The sequence below is a fragment of the Chryseobacterium sp. T16E-39 genome (genome assembly GCF_002216065.1).
In the GTDB taxonomy this organism is placed as follows: Bacteria; Bacteroidota; Bacteroidia; order Flavobacteriales; family Weeksellaceae; genus Chryseobacterium.
In genome coordinates this window covers 3,538,232-3,556,195 of record NZ_CP022282.1, presented here as the reverse complement: position 1 = coordinate 3,556,195, position 17,964 = coordinate 3,538,232, and the positions used below count along the sequence as shown (strand labels likewise).

General features: G+C 34.3%; 20 protein-coding genes. 17 read left to right on the top strand and 3 right to left on the bottom strand.

The features are described from left to right. Positions 1-6 precede the first annotated feature (6 nt). From asnB to CEY12_RS16095, 4 genes are read left to right on the top strand one after another with little or no spacing between them, the layout of a single operon-like run. Positions 7-1,803, top strand: a complete 1,797-nt coding sequence (gene asnB / locus CEY12_RS16110) for an asparagine synthase (glutamine-hydrolyzing) (protein ID WP_089028663.1) — start codon at positions 7-9, stop codon at positions 1,801-1,803. Then, entirely contained in the window at positions 1,803-2,738 is a 936-nt protein-coding gene (locus CEY12_RS16105) for a glycosyltransferase family 2 protein (RefSeq protein ID WP_089028662.1), read from the top strand. The genes asnB and CEY12_RS16105 overlap by 1 nt, the downstream gene beginning before the upstream one ends. A 5-nt stretch (positions 2,739-2,743) precedes the next feature. Further along, complete coding sequence (locus CEY12_RS16100; RefSeq protein WP_089028661.1) at positions 2,744-3,685, top strand: glycosyltransferase family 2 protein; 942 nt, start codon at positions 2,744-2,746, stop codon at positions 3,683-3,685. Between the two features lie 50 nt (positions 3,686-3,735). After that, entirely contained in the window at positions 3,736-4,674 is a 939-nt protein-coding gene (locus CEY12_RS16095) for a glycosyltransferase family 2 protein (RefSeq protein WP_089028660.1), read from the top strand. Positions 4,675-4,693: 19 nt separating this feature from the next. Here the strand turns inward: CEY12_RS16095 and CEY12_RS16090 are convergent, their stop codons facing one another. Continuing rightward, positions 4,694-5,464 (bottom strand): class I SAM-dependent methyltransferase, encoded by a 771-nt coding sequence (locus CEY12_RS16090; RefSeq protein ID WP_089028659.1) that lies wholly within the window; start codon positions 5,462-5,464, stop codon positions 4,694-4,696. A gap of 139 nt (positions 5,465-5,603) precedes the next feature. On the opposite strand from CEY12_RS16090, the gene CEY12_RS16085 reads away from it, so the two are divergent. From CEY12_RS16085 to CEY12_RS16065, 5 genes are all read left to right on the top strand, one after another. After that, positions 5,604-6,161, top strand: a complete 558-nt coding sequence (locus tag CEY12_RS16085) for an acyltransferase (RefSeq protein ID WP_228409713.1) — start codon at positions 5,604-5,606, stop codon at positions 6,159-6,161. Position 6,162: 1 nt separating this feature from the next. Then, the gene (locus CEY12_RS16080) at positions 6,163-6,996 is read left to right on the top strand and encodes a glycosyltransferase family 2 protein (protein WP_089028658.1); all 834 of its coding nucleotides are present in this window, start codon (positions 6,163-6,165) and stop codon (positions 6,994-6,996) included. Between the two features lie 63 nt (positions 6,997-7,059). After that, positions 7,060-8,232: a glycosyltransferase gene (locus CEY12_RS16075; protein ID WP_089029900.1), complete on the top strand. Its 1,173-nt coding sequence runs from the start codon at positions 7,060-7,062 to the stop codon at positions 8,230-8,232. Positions 8,233-8,270: 38 nt separating this feature from the next. After that, on the top strand, positions 8,271-9,710 hold the full coding sequence (locus CEY12_RS16070) for an AMP-binding protein (RefSeq protein WP_089028657.1): 1,440 nt from the start codon (positions 8,271-8,273) through the stop codon (positions 9,708-9,710). Then, positions 9,710-10,348 carry a GNAT family N-acetyltransferase gene (locus tag CEY12_RS16065; RefSeq protein WP_089028656.1) on the top strand — a complete coding sequence of 213 codons (639 nt, stop codon included), beginning with the start codon at positions 9,710-9,712 and terminating at the stop codon, positions 10,346-10,348. Before CEY12_RS16070 ends, CEY12_RS16065 begins: the two co-directional genes overlap by 1 nt. Here the strand turns inward: CEY12_RS16065 and CEY12_RS16060 are convergent. Beyond that, positions 10,345-10,575, bottom strand: coding sequence for an acyl carrier protein (locus CEY12_RS16060; RefSeq protein WP_089028655.1), 231 nt, complete (start codon positions 10,573-10,575; stop codon positions 10,345-10,347). The genes CEY12_RS16065 and CEY12_RS16060 overlap by 4 nt on opposite strands. Before the next feature lie 57 nt (positions 10,576-10,632). Between CEY12_RS16060 and CEY12_RS16055 the strand changes: the two genes are divergently transcribed. The 8 genes from CEY12_RS16055 (at position 10,633) to CEY12_RS16020 (ending at position 17,339) form a co-directional block, all read left to right on the top strand. Next, the gene (locus CEY12_RS16055; protein ID WP_089028654.1) at positions 10,633-11,190 is read left to right on the top strand and encodes an acyltransferase; all 558 of its coding nucleotides are present in this window, start codon (positions 10,633-10,635) and stop codon (positions 11,188-11,190) included. Continuing rightward, positions 11,145-12,338, top strand: coding sequence for a glycosyltransferase (locus tag CEY12_RS16050; protein WP_089028653.1), 1,194 nt, complete (start codon positions 11,145-11,147; stop codon positions 12,336-12,338). Before CEY12_RS16055 ends, CEY12_RS16050 begins: the two co-directional genes overlap by 46 nt. Before the next feature lie 37 nt (positions 12,339-12,375). Beyond that, positions 12,376-12,933 carry a serine acetyltransferase gene (locus CEY12_RS16045; protein WP_089028652.1) on the top strand — a complete coding sequence of 186 codons (558 nt, stop codon included), beginning with the start codon at positions 12,376-12,378 and terminating at the stop codon, positions 12,931-12,933. A gap of 312 nt (positions 12,934-13,245) precedes the next feature. Then, entirely contained in the window at positions 13,246-13,911 is a 666-nt protein-coding gene (locus CEY12_RS16040) for a carbonic anhydrase (protein ID WP_089028651.1), read from the top strand. A gap of 21 nt (positions 13,912-13,932) precedes the next feature. Then, on the top strand, positions 13,933-14,232 hold the full coding sequence (locus CEY12_RS16035) for a hypothetical protein (RefSeq protein ID WP_089028650.1): 300 nt from the start codon (positions 13,933-13,935) through the stop codon (positions 14,230-14,232). A gap of 145 nt (positions 14,233-14,377) precedes the next feature. Next, a complete protein-coding gene (locus tag CEY12_RS16030) occupies positions 14,378-15,970 on the top strand; it encodes a SulP family inorganic anion transporter (RefSeq protein ID WP_089028649.1) in 1,593 nt (530 codons plus the stop codon). 56 nt (positions 15,971-16,026) lie between these two features. Further along, positions 16,027-16,662 (top strand): carbonic anhydrase family protein, encoded by a 636-nt coding sequence (locus tag CEY12_RS16025; protein ID WP_089028648.1) that lies wholly within the window; start codon positions 16,027-16,029, stop codon positions 16,660-16,662. A 254-nt stretch (positions 16,663-16,916) separates the two neighbouring features. Then, entirely contained in the window at positions 16,917-17,339 is a 423-nt protein-coding gene (locus CEY12_RS16020; protein WP_089028647.1) for a hypothetical protein, read from the top strand. A 44-nt stretch (positions 17,340-17,383) separates the two neighbouring features. Here CEY12_RS16020 and pth read toward each other — a convergent pair whose 3' ends face one another. Then, positions 17,384-17,947 carry an aminoacyl-tRNA hydrolase gene (gene pth / locus CEY12_RS16015; RefSeq protein WP_089028646.1) on the bottom strand — a complete coding sequence of 188 codons (564 nt, stop codon included), beginning with the start codon at positions 17,945-17,947 and terminating at the stop codon, positions 17,384-17,386. Between the last annotated feature and the right edge of the window lie 17 nt (positions 17,948-17,964).

Here is a 17,964-nt window from a genome sequence, read left to right as displayed (position 1 = left end):
AATAGTATGTGCGGAATAGCCGGAATAGTAGCTCAAAACGCTAGAAATTATGCCAGTGAAATCAAAAAAATGACTGATGCTTTAGTACATCGCGGTCCGGATTCTTCAGATCATGAATTTTATGAAAAAGTAGCTTTAGGGCATCGCAGGCTTTCAATTATAGACCTTTCAGAAAATGGGAAACAACCCATGTTTTCAAATAATAAAAATGAATGTATTGTACTGAACGGTGAAATTTATGGATACTTGGATATTAAAAAAAAGCATCCCGAATATCCCTATCATGGAAGCTCCGATACAGAAGTAATTTTGGCGATGTATCAAAGAAAACAGGAACATCTGATTCATGATCTACCTGGAATGTTTGCTTTCGCTATTTGGGACGATGAAAAACAACAATTATTCTGTGCCAGAGATCGTTTTGGAGAAAAACCGTTCTTTTATGCCATTGGAGATAATGGTGAATTTATCTTTGCTTCAGAAATTAAAGCCATTCTTGCTTCAGGTTTAATTCATCCAAAGGTAAATTCCGAAGCTTTATCCCATTATCTGCAATATGGATATGTGAACACCTATCAGAGCATTTACAGCAATATTTTTACACTTCCTCCCGCGCATCAATTAATCTGGAAAAATGGCAGACATGAAGTTTCCCGTTATTACAGTTTACCCTCAAAAGATAGGCACATAAGCTTATCAGATGCAAAGGAAGAGTTTTTGTACCTTCTAAAAAACGCTGTTAAAAAACAGCTTATTGCAGATGTAGAAGTCGGCAGTTTCTTAAGTGGTGGACTGGACTCTTCTTCTATTGTTGCATTAGTAAATGAGTTCTTGCCTAAACAAACTACAATCAGTTTCGGGTATGATCATAAAGATAGTGAACTCAAATACGCAAAGGAAATTGCTGAGAAATACCAAACTAATCATATTGAAGTTCACGAGAAAAAACAGGATATCGCTGCTTCACTTCTAAAAGTCTCTCCGTTCTTGGATGAGCCTTTTGAAAATATATCCTATATCCCACACTATGAAATTTGTAGAAATGCAAAAAAAAGCCTTACAGTGGTGCTTTCAGGAGATGTAGGTGACGAGTTATTTGGCGGTTATCATTTTTATAAGGTCGAAAATCAATTGCGTAATCATTTTAGCTATAAAAACATGATCGCTCAATTTGGATTAAAGCTTTATCAAAAGTTTAGGGAAACGTCATTTGTTACCCAAAAGAATTTGCAGTATTCTTCCATTCTCGACTTTCATCAGAATTCTGTAAGAACTGCATTTAATAAAAAAGAAAAAAGCTTGCTAGGAATTCTGGTGGATTATCAGCAACCTTACAGTTTCACACCCGATCCTAACTCATTGAACGACATTATGAGAGTGGATATGGAAAACTATGTTCCGGGAGATATGATGATGAAATCGGACAGGATGGCAATGGCGAATTCACTGGAGGTAAGAACTCCATTTCTCGATATCGATTTTGCAGAATTTTGTATACAATTACCCGAACAGCTAAAACTGGAGAATGACAATGATAAAATTATACTTCGCGAAACGATGGGAGCATATTGGACTGAAACAATTAGAAACCGTCATAAGCAAGGATTTGGGATGAGCGTTAAAACCTGGTTTGAAGAAGATACGATGATGAGTCTTTCCAATGATCTGCTTAAAGACCCTAACCAAAAAGTCTTCAATTATATTGATTTTAACAACACCCAAAAATTTCTGAATAAGGATAATAAACATTGGAATTTGTTGCAACTTGCTCTTTGGGCGCATAACAATCAATCTGTACTCTAATGCTTGAAATCTCTGTTATTATTCCGGTATATAATGCTGCTGAGTTTTTAGAAAAATCAGTGCAGTCAGCATTACAGTTTGAAGAAGTTAAAGAGGTTATTTTAGTGGAAGATAAATCAACCGATCATTCACTTGAAATCTGTCAAAGATTAGCCTCTCAAAATTTAAAAATTATCCTTTTCCAGCATCCGGATAAAGAAAATCATGGCGCTGCAGCTTCGAGAAATCTGGGAATTACAAAATCAACCGGAAATTTTATTGCATTTTTAGATGCCGATGATTATTATTTACCGAATCGTTTTGATGCTGAAAAAGAAATATTTAATGGCCCTACAATCGAAGGTATTTTTGGGGCGATTGGTATAGAGTATTTAACTGAAAAAGGAAAGCAGGAGTTTCAATCCAAATTTAATGATACGCACCTTACCACAGTGAACTATCCTGCTGAAGGTGAAGAGGTTTTCAAAGGACTTTTAGGACTGACAGCCAAAACTTTTGGCACATTTTTTCACCTTAACGCATTAACTATAAGAAGAGCTTCTATTGAAAAAAATCATTTGCAATTCAATGAAATTCTTCGGGTCCATCAGGATTCAGACTTTATTATTAAATTAGCTTATCTCTGTCATCTGAAGTCAGGCATTATCGATCAGGCTGTAGCGATACGGGGAATACATGATGATAACAGGATTACTAAAATTATAAAATATTCTCCTCAATACAACCAGAGGCAGCTTCTGTTCTGGAAATCTTTGAATGATTGGGCAAATCAGCTAAAGATCGCTTCTGAATATAAAGAAAAGATCTATTTAAGATACAAATCCTTCGATTTATCCCAGAAAACCGGAGTAACAAAATATTATAATATCTTTATTGAGGCAATTAAAAATCCTAACATATTAAAAACACAATATCGATTTAACTATCAAAAATAGATGAAATGAAAATCTCAGTAGTCATTCCTGTTTATAACGCTGAAAACTATGTCTCAGAGGCTGTAGAATCTGCCTTGAGGCAAGATGAAGTATTTGAGGTGATTCTGATTGAAGATAAGTCACCGGATCAATCCCTGCAGGTTTGTCAAAAATTATCTGCACACTATGATCGGGTAAAACTGTATCAGCATCCAGATAAAGAAAATCATGGTGCCGGTCCAAGCCGAAATCTTGGAATAGAGAAATCTACGGGAGATTTCATTGCTTTTTTAGATGCGGATGACTATTATCTGTCCAATCGTTTTGATGCCGAAAGACAGCTTTTCAATAATCCGAAAGTCGAAGGAGTTTACGGGGCTCTCGGTGTACATTATTATTCTGAAAAGGCAAAAGAACAATATTATAGTTTGTTTAAAGACTCACTTACTACCGTATATAAAAAACACGAGCCTAAAGAGGTTTTTCCAGGATTAATTCACATGCTGGGCAGCTTTGGGCTTTTTAGCCTGGATGGATTAACTGTAAGGAGAGCATCACTGATGAGGAAGGTAGATCCATTATTCAAACCAATGAAACTCCATGAAGACACAGAGTTTTTATTTCGGCTGTCCTATTATCTTGATTTGTACCCGGGGATCATTGACGAAGCAATTGCTATGCGGGGAGTACATGAGAGCAATAGAATTACCAAAGTAGATTCTAATAAGATGAAACCTTCCATTTCAAGAGTTATCCTCTGGAATGAAGCCTATAATTGGGCAAAAAATGAGAAGACCATTCCTGAAAATGTCAAAACCCATATCAAAAGAATGCAGCGTAGTTTTGAGATCGCCAATGCACCTACATTAAAAAAATGGGCCATGATCATAAAATATTTATTTACAGATTACAAAAGCATAAAATCTGGATTATATAATATCAACTTCAGGTACTCATTAATTTCATAATCTTGTATCTTTGTACCTTACCGTTTTATCCGACTAATTAATTGATAACAATGAAAATATCTGTCATCATTCCAGTTTATAATGCAGAGAATTATATTTCTCAAGCTGTAGAATCAGCCCTTCAATTTGATGAAGTGCTGGAGATAATTCTTGTAGAGGATAAATCTCCTGATAATGCATTGCTGGTCTGTGAAAGCTTAACTAAAAAGTATGACAGAGTAAAACTTTACCAACACCCTGATAAGCAAAATCATGGTGCCGGAGCTTCCAGAAATTTGGGAATTCAAAAAGCATCCGGAGATTTCATTTCATTTTTAGATGCAGACGATTATTATCTGCCTAATCGTTTTGATGCTGAAAAGGAACTTTTTCAGAACCCTGATGTCGAAGGAGTATATGGAGCCATTGGCGTACACTACTATTCGCAAAAAGCAAAAGAGCAATATTATAAAGTCTTTGAAGACCGGCTAACGACTGTATATCAAAAACACTCTCCGGAAGATGTCTTTCCCGGACTTCTTAACATGAGAGGAAGTTTTGGCCTTTTTAGCCTTGACGGACTAACCATAAGAAAAAGCGCCTTAGCTAAAGTCGGTCACTTTTTCAAAACGGATCTAAGACTTCACCAGGACACGGAATTTATTTTCAGATTATCTTATTACCTTCGTCTTTACTCAGGAACACTTGATCAAGCCATTGCAATCAGAGGAGTTCACGAAAATAACAGAATTACTCAAGTAGACATTGGGAAAATAAAACCCTCTTCTACGAGAATCCTCCTTTGGAATGAGGTGAATAATTGGGCAAAAAATGAAAAATCAATTCCCCACAACATAAAAGTACACATCGAAAGAACACTCCGCAGCTATCAAATAGCTGAAGCTTCTGTCCCTAAGAAATGGGGATTAATAACCAAATACCTGTTTACGGATTACCGCAGTATTCAATCCGGGTTGTACAATATTAATTTTAGGAAGTACCTGCTATAGGCTCTTAATGATAAGTATTTTACTTTACAAAAACACCGACATATTTCTCATCAATCTCAATAATGGTACTTTCAATAGCGTTCTTTTCGCAAAAATCCTGATAAGCAGAATTATCACCAATATCATCACTGATAAATACACCTCCTTTTTTTAAATGAGCATATAATTCATTATACGCCCAGAACATACCGTCATAGCTTTTGTCCGAGTCATAATGAACAACATCAAAAATCTTATTTTCAACGAAGATTTTAGGCAAAGATTCTTTGTCAGCGAAACGAAAGAGTTTCCAGTTCTTTTTTAGTTCTTCCGGAACTACATATCCTACATACTGATCTCCATTTTGGCCGAGATAAGGCATATCCGAACTATATAAAGTCCCTTCTCTCTTTGTTAGAGATAATAAAGATGCTAAAGAAGACCATCCGTATGCAACACCCGTTTCTATCACATTCTTTGCTCCGGAGAACTCGCATGCATAATAAATAAGCTCTAATGCTCCGGGACCACCCATTTTGATGGGACACTCTTTTTCTTTTTGTGCGGCGTTATCCAAAACATCTTTATATTCGATTTTGAATAAAGATGCATCTACTCCAAAAAGCCTGGATATGGCCTCTTTCTGTGAAACTGCTTTAGATTGCGCCCAGATATTTGTTTTTTCCTTTCCTTTAAAGGCGTTGTTTCTATTGACCGTATTTTTCAAGATTTTTCTTCCCAGTTCAGGATAAAGATCAGGTCTTTTAAGGTATGCTATAAACGTTTTAAAAACTCTTTCTAATTCACCCATCGTGTTTATTTTACTGCAAAAATATATTTTTTTTTAGCTACATTTGTTTAAACTAAAATCATTTTTTGTATTTAAATGATTAAATTTAGTTTATGGTACTTGCAAAATTTTTGCCAATAATTTTGTGTGAACACAAACAATGATGATTAAAAATATGCTTTCCCAACTTTTTGAAACTTTTCAGAGAAAAAAACAAATCTCTATCCTCCATAAGCACCCTCTAATTTCTTTGGGGGAAATCAAACTAGGTATTAACAACCATTTTGTCATCTATAAGAACATTAAAAAAATCATCTTAGGAAAAGGCATCCGTTTTCGAAACTACATTCATATTCTGGTTCAGGATGGAGCAACCCTGGAAATAGGCGATAATGTCTTCATGAATAATTTTTGTTCTATAAATTGTTTGGATCACATATCTATTGGTGAAAATACATTGTTTGGTGAAAATGTAAAATTATATGACCACAACCATGCCCATCAAAGTTCTCCTGATTTTAAAATTTTCCACAACGAGTTTACCAAAGCACCTATAAAAATTGGAAAAAATTGTTGGTTAGGCAGCAATGTTACTGTCCTGAAAGGCGTTACCATTGGTGACAATTGTATTATTGGTGCAGGATGCATTGTTTATAAAGACATTCCTGCCAATACAACCGTTATGAATAAACAGGAATTAATTTTCAAATCTTATTAAAATGAAATTTTCAGTTCTTATAGCCCATTATAATAATGGTGATTACTTTAAAGATTGTTTTGAGAGTCTTCAGAAACAAACGTACACCGATTGGGAGGCAATTATTGTGGATGACTATTCAAATGACACTGAAAAAGCAAAGGTAAAGTCATTAATAGCCGATGACAGCAGATTTATTTTCTATGAAAACGAAGAAAATAAAGGTGTAGGATATACAAAAAGAAAATGCGTAGAGCTAGCGAATGGAGATATTTGTGGATTTGTAGATCCTGATGACGCTATTTTTCCAACAGCAATTGAAGATTCCGTAGAAGCCTTTAAACATAAAAAAAATGTAGTCCTTACCTATTCGAGGTTTATGGCGTGTGATGAGAATTTAAACCCACTTTATCCTTTTAAAGCAGCAAAACAGGTTCTCAATAATGACCCTCTTTTCTTTAACTACCCTATTCAAATTGCCCATTTTGTAGCATTTAGAAAAGAAATATATTTGAAAGGAGAAGGTATAGATCCTCTTCTAAAAAGTGCTGTTGACCAGGACCTTTATCTAAAAATACTTGATTTTGGTGATGCTCTGTTTATTCCCAAAGATCTTTATAAATATCGGCTTCATCCCAACGGTGTCTCTCAGGCAACATCTAAGGGAAAAGCTAAGGAGTCTTTTGCAAAAGTTATCTTCAAAACGTTCAAAAGAAGAAATATCAGAGTTATTAATAAAAAAGCAGTTCCTGAAAACTATCATAATGCCGAGGAGATCTTCAAATTACTTGACTACCAAACAGAAAAAGCTTATAGATTGAAAGTCAAAATATTAACTTTTTTTCAGGCAAAATAATAGATTCATATATTGAACACAAAAGAAAAAAAATTAAGTACTTTTAAAAATATTCAAACAAAAATGAAGCATCAAAAAAAAATAAAGGTTCTTTTCAGACACCGTTCTATGGAAATGGGGGGTGTGGAAAAAGTCGTATTAAGTATGCTCAACCACCTCAACAAAGATAAATTTGAATTAACTATATGTCTTAATCTTAACCAGGGAGAACTCCGAAATGAGTTTCCTGATGATATTAGAAAGGTATATATTGCTGATGGGAAAGAAGATTTTTCTAAAAACCCTGTTATTCAAAAAATTCAACTTGCGAAAAGAAAAATAAAATTAGATAAGGTTGATAAAAATCCAAAAATTACAGACCGCATTCTGAAAGATGAATTTGATGTAGAAATTGCAACGACCTATGCAGTTTACAAAACCGTTTTAAGATCGACCAATAAAAAATCAAAAAAAATAGCCTGGCTGCATTCTGATTTATCATTAGAAGGTTTTGCCCCGTATCGGGAAGAAATATTCAAAAACATGCAGCAGTTTGATTATATTATTTATGGTTCACAACAATGCAAAGATGTACTTAGCGAAAAATTTCCGGATCTTAAGCTTCCACCTGGAGAAGTCATCTTAAATGCGATTCCAATAAAAGAATTAAAAGAAAAGGCTAAGGCATTCAAACCTGAATTCAACACCATCCCTACATTTGTATCTGTTGGACGATTACACTACAGAAAAGGATACAGGACCTTACTGGAGGTTCACAAAAAACTGATTGATAATGGGTTTAATCATCAGATCATCATTATTGGTGATGGAGAAGACTATAATCTTCTTTCCAAAAGAATTGAAGAATTAAAAGTGCAGGATTCGTTCAAGCTTTTGGGTACTCAGATGAATCCGTATCCATACGTTGCGAATGCAGATTTCTATATCATGCCCTCAGAAAGTGAAGGCTGGCCTCTGATTATTGCAGAGACCCTAATTCTTCAAAAGCCTATATTAGCAACCAATGTTGGAGGTGTTCCAGAAATGATCACCCATAAAGAGTCCGGTTATTTAACGGATTATTCTGAAGAGGGTTTATATAATGGCATTCAGGAGTTTTTAACGAATAAAGATTTGATTCAACATATTCAGCACAATCTAAAAGACATTGAAAAACAATTTGATAATGAGAAAATTTTTAAAGGTGTAGAAAATATTATTGAAGGTGTTTTTCAAAATAAAATGCATACCCCATAATTACCATTAATTTCAGAATACAACACAAATCCGAATAAATGAATTCCTTTATTGAAAATTTATACCAATCTTTTCTCCAAAACAGTACAAAAACCTGTTTTAGTATTGAGGATAAAAATTACACTTATAAAGAAATCTTAGACCTTTCAAATGACATAAGACATCAATTACAGGATATCAACTCTCAGAATATCGGGATTTATCTTACAGATGATGCATACATGTACGCTTCAATTCTTGCTGTTTGGTTTAATGGTAAAACTTATGTTCCTATCCATCCTGATTTTCCACTCAGCAAAAACATGAATGTTATTCAACAAGCTGAAATAGAGTTTATTTTAACATCGGTTGACATAAAGGAAAATTTTGGGATCAATTGTATTGACACAAAAAATGTTTATGATATAGATTTGATTCCTCCGATCGATTCATCAATTAAAACCAACGCTTACATACTTTTTACGTCAGGAAGTACCGGAAATCCGAAGGGAGTCCCGATTCAGTTTTCAAACTTATATTATTTTGCAGAAGCTTTTCATTCAACCTTTGGAAAATTAAATCCTGAGGATACCGTTCTACAGATGTTTGAGCTTACTTTCGACCTATCGGTAATGAGTTATCTTATTCCCTGGTTAAATGGATCGGGAGTTGTAGGTCTTCATAAAAAAGAAACTAAATTCTTACAGATCCTGGATTTATTGGAAGCCAACAAAGTCACTGTAGCACTGATGGTACCAAGTATTTTAAATCTGATCATCCCTTACCTGGATCCTGAAATAAAAAATGAAAGCTTAAGACTTAATTTATTCTGTGGCGAAGCACTATTAACAAAACAAATTGAGGGTTGGAAAAATTTCATCCCCAATGCAGATATCTACAATGTGTACGGTCCAACTGAAAACACCATTTTTTGCACCCATTATAAAGTGGAAAAGCCGGTGAAAGAAAAAAATGGGATCATAAGTATCGGGAAGTCTATGACGAACTCAATGATGAGTTTTTCCGATCCTGAAACCAATGAAGGAGAATTACTATTATCGGGCAAATTACTTGCAAATTCCTATTGGAAGAATGAAGAAAAGACAAAAGAAGCTTTTATCCAAAAAGATCAGGAAGTATTTTACAGAACAGGTGATTGGTGTATGAAAGATGCTGATGGTGATTATTTTTACCTGAGCAGAATCGATTTTCAAGCCAAAATAAACGGTTTTCGGGTAGAGCTGGCTGAAATTGAATATTTTTCAAATCAAAAACTGGAAAATGCGATCAGTACAGCGCTCATTCATAAAGATAAAAACAGCAATGATATTCTGGTTCTATTTGTAAATGATATAAATGCTGACGAGAATATAATTATCTCCCATTTAAAAGATAACCTTCCGGAATACTGTATCCCGTCAAAAATTATAAAACTTGAAAAATTTCCGGTAAATACTTCAGGTAAAATAGATCGTAATGAACTAAAAAAGACGTTATAATGATTCATGTCAGAAAAGCAACCCAGAAAGATATCCCTTTGATTATAAAAGGAATTTTGGCTATTGAAACCAATCCGAAATCTCTATCTGACACCTACACCAATTTATTTAGCACTGATATTCTTACAACAAAGGAATATTTAAATGAGTTCTTTTTAGACGAAGAAAATTTTGACACAGAGCTTTCGTTAAACACATACCACATTGTAGAAGTAGATGGTAAACCTGCTGGTTGTTGTGCGCTTATTTTTACGAATGCAAATTATTATCAAAATAAAAGCGAATTATTCCCCATCCATTTAACAAAAGATCACTTAACTGCATTCGTTAATAATGTAAGTACATTGCCAGAGACCAAAAACGAATCTGAAAATAAATACAGTATTCAATATGTCTTTGTAGATGATGATTTTAGAAATAAAGGGATCGCAGAATATTTACTAAATCATATCATTTCTGAAATGGAAGGTCTGTCTAGCGATCTATACATAGACGTATTGGAGAGCAGTCCACATCTCGTAAAATATTACGCCAAATTTGGTTTTGAGGAATACATCACGATCGTTATCGATACTCCTGAAAATAAAATCTATCCCAGTATCAGAAAAAATATCTTAAGAAAAAAATTAAACAATTAGTCAAATTTTTCTTTTCCAATAGCTCCAACCAAATCGTCAATTGTATTTATACTTCTGAAAGATCTGGGATTAAGGCTTACATCAAACCGGTTTTCAACCAACTGCATGACCAACACAGCTGATAAGGAGCCATAACTTTCCAATTCTTTAAAATGAGTGTCCGGAGTTATTGTTGTTTTTTCGTTAAGTTCTTGTTGTAGCAGTTCACAAAAATGTTCGATCTTCATTGTGTTATAATATTTGGAAAGGCAAATTTATAAAATAATTTCTAACTTTGTTTTACTATGATGATATACAAAATTCTTAACAAAATATCTACCCTTACTCAGGATTTCCAACATTCTGTTTATCTTAAAATCTGTGTGAACAGTGGCTTGAAGCTCGGTAAAAATGTAGTGGTAAGAAATAATGTTTCTTTTGGCTCTGAACCTTTTTTAGTAGAAATAGGTGATGATACAAGAATTGCTTCCGGGGTAACTTTTGTAACCCATTCGGGAGCAACCACCAATATAAGAAAGCTGGAAGGCTACGAAGAGGTAAGAAATTTTGGATGGATAAAAGTAGGTGAAAACTGTGCAATAGGAAGTAATTCCGTCATATTACAAAACGTTGAAATAGGTAACAATTGTGTTCTTGGTGCCAATTCTGTACTATCGGAGTCAATGCCTGGGCACACCGTTTATGCGGGTAACCCTGCAAAATATGTTTGCGAAATAGAAGATTACGCTGATGTTTTGAAGAAAACAACGATTGATTATCCTATTCATCTGGAAAAAAACAGAAAAGAGCTTAATCAATGGCTGAAATTGAATTTACCTCGAAAATTCAAAACTACAAAATAGTGCCAAAGAAAAAGATCCTTATCCGAATCGGTTCCCTTCGCCATGGTGGTGCTGAAAAAGTATTGGTTACTTTTTTGAAAAACCTGTCTCCTGACCAATATGAAATTGATTTGCTTTTAAATTTATATTCAGGAAAATACCTATCCGAAGTTCCGGAATGGATCAATATCATTTATCTCAACAAAGGAGAAATGATTACTACCAATAGAATCCAGGATATTCCTGAAAAAATAGCAAGAGTAGTCTATCAAAAATTCCTGAAAAAATTCCCGGGTGTTCTTTATAGGGGAAAATTAAAAAATAAAAAATATGATATTGAGTTTGCTGCCATCCATGGAATGCGGGATGAAATTTTAAACTCTCCTCTCACATCATCTAAAAAAGTAGTCTGGATTCATAATGACCTGTCACAAGTAAAAGGATATACCGACGAAGAAATTCGAAAATTCTTCGGCTTTGACAAGATTATGGTTATCTCAGAAAAAATTGAACAGCTCTTTCATTCTCTGGCAAAAAATGATTCTGAAAAAGAAAAAATCGTTAAGATTTATAATCCTTTAGATACTGGCGAAATTCTCACAAAATCTGAAGAACCTGTCAAAGAGTATAATTTTGAAAATACAATTCCTACTTTTGTTTCCGTAGGAACAGTTTTTCCACAAAAGGGCTTCGATAGGCTTTTGCAGGCTCACAAGAGATTATTAAATGAAGGATTATTACATAGAGTCCTGATTATCGGTGATGGTTATGATTTTGACAATATCAAAAGATTAAAGACCGAACTTGGTATTGATAAGACCGCTACCATGCTGGGGTTTAGTGATAATCCTTATCCTTATTTCAAAAATGCTGATTTTTATATTTTAAGCTCCCGATATGAAGGATTCCCAACAGTCTTATTTGAAGCCATCACATTAAAAAAGAAAATTATTGCGACAGAGGTCTCCGGAGTACAGGAAATGTTGAATAACGGAGAGCTGGGTTTAATTATAGAAAACTCAGAAGAAGGAATTTATTCAGGAATGAAAAAGGCTTTATTGCAGCCTGAAACCTTTTTGAATTACACTGAAGTATTAAATGATTATAAAATGCCATTTAATCTGGAAAATTCAGTAGATAAGATAACTAGCGTTCTAGATGATTTGTAATTAAATTCATAATTTTAAACTTATACAGACTTACGATATGTCAGATCTACACACCATCATTCAAAAGGATTTTTACAGAGAAAATGGGAAATGGCTTTCCAGGTATGAAATATGGGCAAAATGTGTAAATCCCAATCTTCACTTCATATACATTTTGAGAAAAACTCAGAAACACAAAAAAAAATCCATCCTTGGAATATTTTGGAGATATATCCTGAGACATCATCAGATAAAATATGGTTTTCAGATTTATCCCGAAACTCAGATCGGAGAAGGCTTTTATCTGGGACACTGGGGAAGTCTGGTAATCAATCCAAAAACAAAAATTGGAATCAACTGTAACATTGCTCAGGGGGTCACTATTGGACAGCAAAACCGTGGAAAAAATACAGGAATCCCAACCATCGGAAATGAAGTATGGATTGGGGCTAATGCTGTAATTGTAGGAGGTATCACTATTGGAGACAATGTATTAGTTGCACCTAATTCCTACATCAATTTTGATGTCCCTTCCAATTCTGTTGTGATGGGCAATCCTGGAAAAGTATATCCCAAGCAGGACGCTACAGAAGGTTACATCAATAATAAAGTGTAAGAACAGCTGCCGAGAGTCTCCTTACCATTTAAGAATATTTTAATTGATAAATTATTTCTTTATAATTTATTGTTTGTACTTTTATATTGATTTCGTGTATTTTAAATTATCATGAAGTATTACCAATTCACAATTTTAAAAGCTTAGTTCTAAATTAATCTATGATTTTAAGCATATTTTAATATTAAACTTTGTTAAAAGAGATCAACTTTTCATCAAAAATTATATTTTTGCATAATTATTGATTTAGTCTATTGGATTCGAAAATAATTTAAACGAAATAAATAATCATAAACCTTAAAAATTTATTTTATGTCTCAATCGTATGAAGTTATTTTCGAAAACAACAGAAAATGGGTAGAATCCAAAATTTCGCAGGATCCCAGATTCTTTGAAGAATTAGCTAAAACCCAGCACCCTGATTATCTTTATATCGGATGCTCGGACAGTAGAGCCACAGCTGAAGAATTAATGGGAGCTAAACCTGGAGAAGTTTTTGTTCACAGAAATATTGCCAATGTTGTTAATACTTTGGATATGAGCTCTACAGCTGTCATTCAATATGCAGTTGAGCATTTAAAAGTAAAACACATTATTGTTTGTGGACATTACAATTGTGGTGGTGTAAAAGCAGCGATGACTCCTCAGGATTTAGGATTATTAAATCCATGGTTGAGAACTATCCGCGATGTTTACAGGTTACATCAGGCTGAGCTTGATTCTATTCAGGATGAAGGTAAGCGCTACGACAGGCTTGTCGAGCTTAATGTTGTGGAACAGTGTATTAATGTTATTAAAATGGCTTGTGTACAGGAAAGATATATTTTAGAAGAGTATCCTATTGTTCACGGCTGGGTGTTCGATCTGAGAACCGGAAAAATTATTGATTTAGAGATAGATTTCGAAAAAGTATTGAAAGATATCCAGAAAATCTATAACCTCACGGAATCGGATTGGGTAATGAATAGAAAGAGCTAGTTTTTTCTAAATAAATGTAAGATGAAATTCTGGAGTATTATTGTATTAACGGTTTTCCTAAACTTTACAGCGCTGCCAAGCATTGCTGTCATTGCTGGTTGGGATCTGTTGAGAACTAATATAATACTCAACGAAGAAGAACCTCATTCCCACCCTACCTCTTTTACGGTTTACGAAAAGACCCTTCCAAAAACTTTAGATGTCTTTGATTATCTGAAATTTTTCGAACCATCTCTGGAAGACAAATCTTTTGTATTGATAGATGATTCCTTTCACCTTTCACCATTACTGTCAGTTTTTTCCCCTCCTCCGGAAGCTTAATTTTTATTGCTAGATTTTTTTGATACTATTCCTTATCAAGGTTCTTGATATTGAATACAAACGTGCTTTACAATTAAATTTCCAATCTTTTATAATTGATTTATTTAAGGATAAATAAGTCGGTTATTTCTCACAGCTTTATATCATGAAAAAGACATCATTAATAGGAGGAATCAAGGAGAATTTCCCTTCAGGCCTCGTAGTATTTCTAGTAGCACTTCCTTTATGTTTAGGAATTGCTTTAGCATCAGGTGCTCCCCCATTATCCGGAATTATTGCGGGTATTGTAGGAGGTCTGGTAGTAGGAACGATCAGTAACTCAAATATTTCAGTTTCCGGTCCTGCTGCTGGTTTGACAGCGATAGTGTTAACAGCAATTACAGATCTGGGAGCGTTTGAGCTTTTCCTTTGTGCAGGAATCATTGCAGGACTTATCCAATTAGTTTTAGGGTTTATAAGAGCGGGAAGTATCTCCAATTATTTCCCAAACAACGTAATTGAAGGGATGCTTGCAGCGATAGGAATTATTATTATTTTAAAACAGATTCCACACGCCCTGGGATTTGACAAAGATTACGAGGGTCATGAATCTATTTTTGATAATGGGTTAAACTTCGGATATTTTACTGAATTATTTGGAGCAATTCATCCCGGTGCTATTCTTGTGACATTAGTTTCAGTAGCTATTCTTATCGCATGGGATAAAATTCATGTTCTGAAAAGAATAAAAATGTTACCTGGAGCTTTAGTTGCTGTAATTGCAGGTATTGTTTTAAATCAAGTATTTAAAATGACGGATAGCCCGTTAGCTATTCAAACGCAGCATTTGGTTTCACTGCCCGTTCCTCAGTCTCTTAATGATTTTAAAAATTTGATTACGACACCGGATTTCAATGGCTTTACTAATCCAAAGGTATGGATCGTAGGAGCAACAATTGCTATTGTAGCATCTATTGAAACTCTGCTTTGTATAGAGGCATCCGACAGGCTGGATAGACAGAGAAGAATTACCGACACCAATTTAGAATTAAAAGCACAGGGAATAGGAAATCTTATCAGTTCATTTATCGGTGGACTTCCAATGACTTCAGTTGTAGTAAGGAGCTCTGCTAATGCAAACGCGGGAGCTACTTCTAAAATATCAGCTATAATTCATGGTATTCTCTTACTGATATGTGTTCTTTCTATTCCTTTAATCTTAAACTTAATTCCATTAGCTACATTAGCAGCAGTATTACTTTTAGTAGGATATAAACTAGCAAAACCTGCTACATTTAAACATTTCTGGCATTTGGGGAAATTCCAGTTTATTCCGTTTGTAGCAACTGTTGTTGCTGTTGTAGCTACAGATTTATTGAAGGGAGTTGGAATAGGTCTTGCTATTTCTATTTTCTATATCCTTCAGGGAAATATGAAAAGAGCTTATTATTTAAGCAGAGAAAAGCTGGACGATGCAGATGGAATTAATATCAAATTAGCTGAAGAAGTTTCATTTTTAAATAAAGCAGCGATCAAAAAAACACTTAAAAATATAAAACCAAATTCATCAGTAACCATCGATGCCAGAGACACGTCGTATATTGCAACCGATGTACTGGAAATGATCCAGGATTTTGCCAATATCCGTGCAAAGGAAGAAGATATCACGGTAGAACTTTTAGGTTTCAAAACATCCTATAGAGATTATGAGACCAATGAAGATTCTCACATTCTGGTTACTCACAGAAGAGCGATGTAAGCTCATTTATTAACAATTATTTTTTAACTTTAAAATTCAAACAACAACTCAATTATATGAAAGCACATACATCTGAAACTCAATCTACAATTACTCCTGAAAAAGCATTGGATTTTTTAAAAGAGGGAAACCAAAGATTTGTAAACAATCTTAAAGCAAACAGAGACCTTTTGGAGCAGGTAAATGCAACACGTGAGGGACAATGGCCTTTTGCAGTTGTTTTAAGCTGTATAGACAGCCGTACTTCTGCGGAACTTATTTTTGATCAGGGTCTGGGAGATGTTTTTAGTATCAGAATCGCAGGTAATTTTGTCAATCAGGACATTTTAGGTTCAATGGAATTTGGCTGTAATGTTGCAGGATCTAAGCTTATTGTAGTTTTAGGTCATACTAAATGTGGTGCCTTAAAAGGCGGATTAGATGCAGCCCAAATTGAAGGAATGGGAATGGATAACCTGAACCACCTTATCAACCATTTTGACCCGATTATTAATGAAGTGATCGAAGGAAATGAAGAACGTTCATCCAAAAACAGCTCTCTTTTGGAAAGGCTAAATCAACAAAACGTAAGAAAAGCAATTGAAGATATCCGCAATCAAAGCTCAACGCTTAAAAACCTTGAAGACGAAGGGAAAATTAAAATTGTTGGAGCTAATTATGACGTTGAAACCGGTGCTGTAAGCTGGCTGTAAACCATAAAGATTTTATTTCTTCGTGACGGATTAGAAAAACGGATTGGAAAGTAATTCTAACGAGGATAAAGATTAAAGCCATCGATATTCGATGGCTTTTTCTTTTCGACTATTATCTTCTGTAAGAAATTTGCTGTAGTTATAGATTCAGACATTAAGATGATGATTTAATACAGTTTTAACTAAATGCAAACTCCAATTCATTGTAAAAACACTTAATTTTGATCTCCGAAAATTTCACTGCATAAAAACATATGAAAATACAGGCAAATATATTTTGGGTGAGCATCCTGCTCTTCTTAAGCGGATTTCTTCAAGCTCAGAAACCGGTTAGCGACACTCTTGCTTATGCTAAAAAATTTGAAACCAACAAAGAAAAATATATTGGAAAACCTTTCTCTCTTCTGCTGAAGGATATGGTCCAGCTACAACCACAAAAAGCAAAATCTGACATTAAAGATAACCAGGATAATCCTTTACCAAGTACATTATTTAGATTTTCGAATAAAGATATCAATTCGGATGGCGAGGTAACGCTGGTGATCAAATGGAAGCCAGACAGTTCTCCAACAACTCCAATAGAATTTTTTGAGCAGGAACATAACTATCGCTTTACGGTTAATGAAAGAAACTTCTTTGAAAAGAAAATAGTGAAAGATATTACGGTCTACAAATAACAAAACCTCCATTTTAGGAGGTTTTATTTTTATATTCAATTTCTTTATTTTCCATTAAAAGCAGACATGGTATTATTAATTCCTGCAAATACAAAAGACAAACAGGCTTTTGAAAATGTTTCAATTCTTTCAGCAAGTTTTTCCTTTTCTTCTTCATTCCATGTTCCTAGTACATAATCCACTTGCCTTCCTTCAGAAAAGTCAGCAGATATCCCAAAACGAAGTCTCGCATAATTTTGGGTCTGTAATACTTCATTGATATTTTTAAGACCATTGTGACCCGCATCAGAACCTTTCATCTTCATTCTGAGGGTTCCAAAAGGCAGCACCAGATCATCGGTAACAATCAGTACATTCTCCAGCGGGATATTTTCTTTCTGCATCCAATATTTCACAGCATTTCCGGAAAGATTCATATAAGTATCCGGTTTTAAAACCAATACTTTTCTTCCTTTATATTTTCCTTCTGCCATCCACCCAAAATTAGTTGTATTAAAAGAAGCCTCAATCGTTTCAGCGATCTTCTCTGCAACTTTAAATCCTATATTATGACGGGTATTTTCATATTCAGCTCCTTTATTACCGAGGCCTACTATTAAATATTTCATGTGAAATTTTTTGCAAA

Coding starts and splice junctions, on each gene's coding strand:
- asnB (WP_089028663.1), top strand. CDS start 7: ATGTGCGGAATAGCCGGAATAGTAGCTCAAAACGCTAGAAATTATGCC.
- CEY12_RS16105 (WP_089028662.1), top strand. CDS start 1,803: ATGCTTGAAATCTCTGTTATTATTCCGGTATATAATGCTGCTGAGTTT.
- CEY12_RS16100 (WP_089028661.1), top strand. CDS start 2,744: ATGAAAATCTCAGTAGTCATTCCTGTTTATAACGCTGAAAACTATGTC.
- CEY12_RS16095 (WP_089028660.1), top strand. CDS start 3,736: ATGAAAATATCTGTCATCATTCCAGTTTATAATGCAGAGAATTATATT.
- CEY12_RS16090 (WP_089028659.1), bottom strand. CDS start 5,464: ATGGGTGAATTAGAAAGAGTTTTTAAAACGTTTATAGCATACCTTAAA.
- CEY12_RS16085 (WP_228409713.1), top strand. CDS start 5,604: ATGATGATTAAAAATATGCTTTCCCAACTTTTTGAAACTTTTCAGAGA.
- CEY12_RS16080 (WP_089028658.1), top strand. CDS start 6,163: ATGAAATTTTCAGTTCTTATAGCCCATTATAATAATGGTGATTACTTT.
- CEY12_RS16075 (WP_089029900.1), top strand. CDS start 7,060: ATGAAGCATCAAAAAAAAATAAAGGTTCTTTTCAGACACCGTTCTATG.
- CEY12_RS16070 (WP_089028657.1), top strand. CDS start 8,271: ATGAATTCCTTTATTGAAAATTTATACCAATCTTTTCTCCAAAACAGT.
- CEY12_RS16065 (WP_089028656.1), top strand. CDS start 9,710: ATGATTCATGTCAGAAAAGCAACCCAGAAAGATATCCCTTTGATTATA.
- CEY12_RS16060 (WP_089028655.1), bottom strand. CDS start 10,575: ATGAAGATCGAACATTTTTGTGAACTGCTACAACAAGAACTTAACGAA.
- CEY12_RS16055 (WP_089028654.1), top strand. CDS start 10,633: ATGATGATATACAAAATTCTTAACAAAATATCTACCCTTACTCAGGAT.
- CEY12_RS16050 (WP_089028653.1), top strand. CDS start 11,145: ATGGCTGAAATTGAATTTACCTCGAAAATTCAAAACTACAAAATAGTG.
- CEY12_RS16045 (WP_089028652.1), top strand. CDS start 12,376: ATGTCAGATCTACACACCATCATTCAAAAGGATTTTTACAGAGAAAAT.
- CEY12_RS16040 (WP_089028651.1), top strand. CDS start 13,246: ATGTCTCAATCGTATGAAGTTATTTTCGAAAACAACAGAAAATGGGTA.
- CEY12_RS16035 (WP_089028650.1), top strand. CDS start 13,933: ATGAAATTCTGGAGTATTATTGTATTAACGGTTTTCCTAAACTTTACA.
- CEY12_RS16030 (WP_089028649.1), top strand. CDS start 14,378: ATGAAAAAGACATCATTAATAGGAGGAATCAAGGAGAATTTCCCTTCA.
- CEY12_RS16025 (WP_089028648.1), top strand. CDS start 16,027: ATGAAAGCACATACATCTGAAACTCAATCTACAATTACTCCTGAAAAA.
- CEY12_RS16020 (WP_089028647.1), top strand. CDS start 16,917: ATGAAAATACAGGCAAATATATTTTGGGTGAGCATCCTGCTCTTCTTA.
- pth (WP_089028646.1), bottom strand. CDS start 17,947: ATGAAATATTTAATAGTAGGCCTCGGTAATAAAGGAGCTGAATATGAA.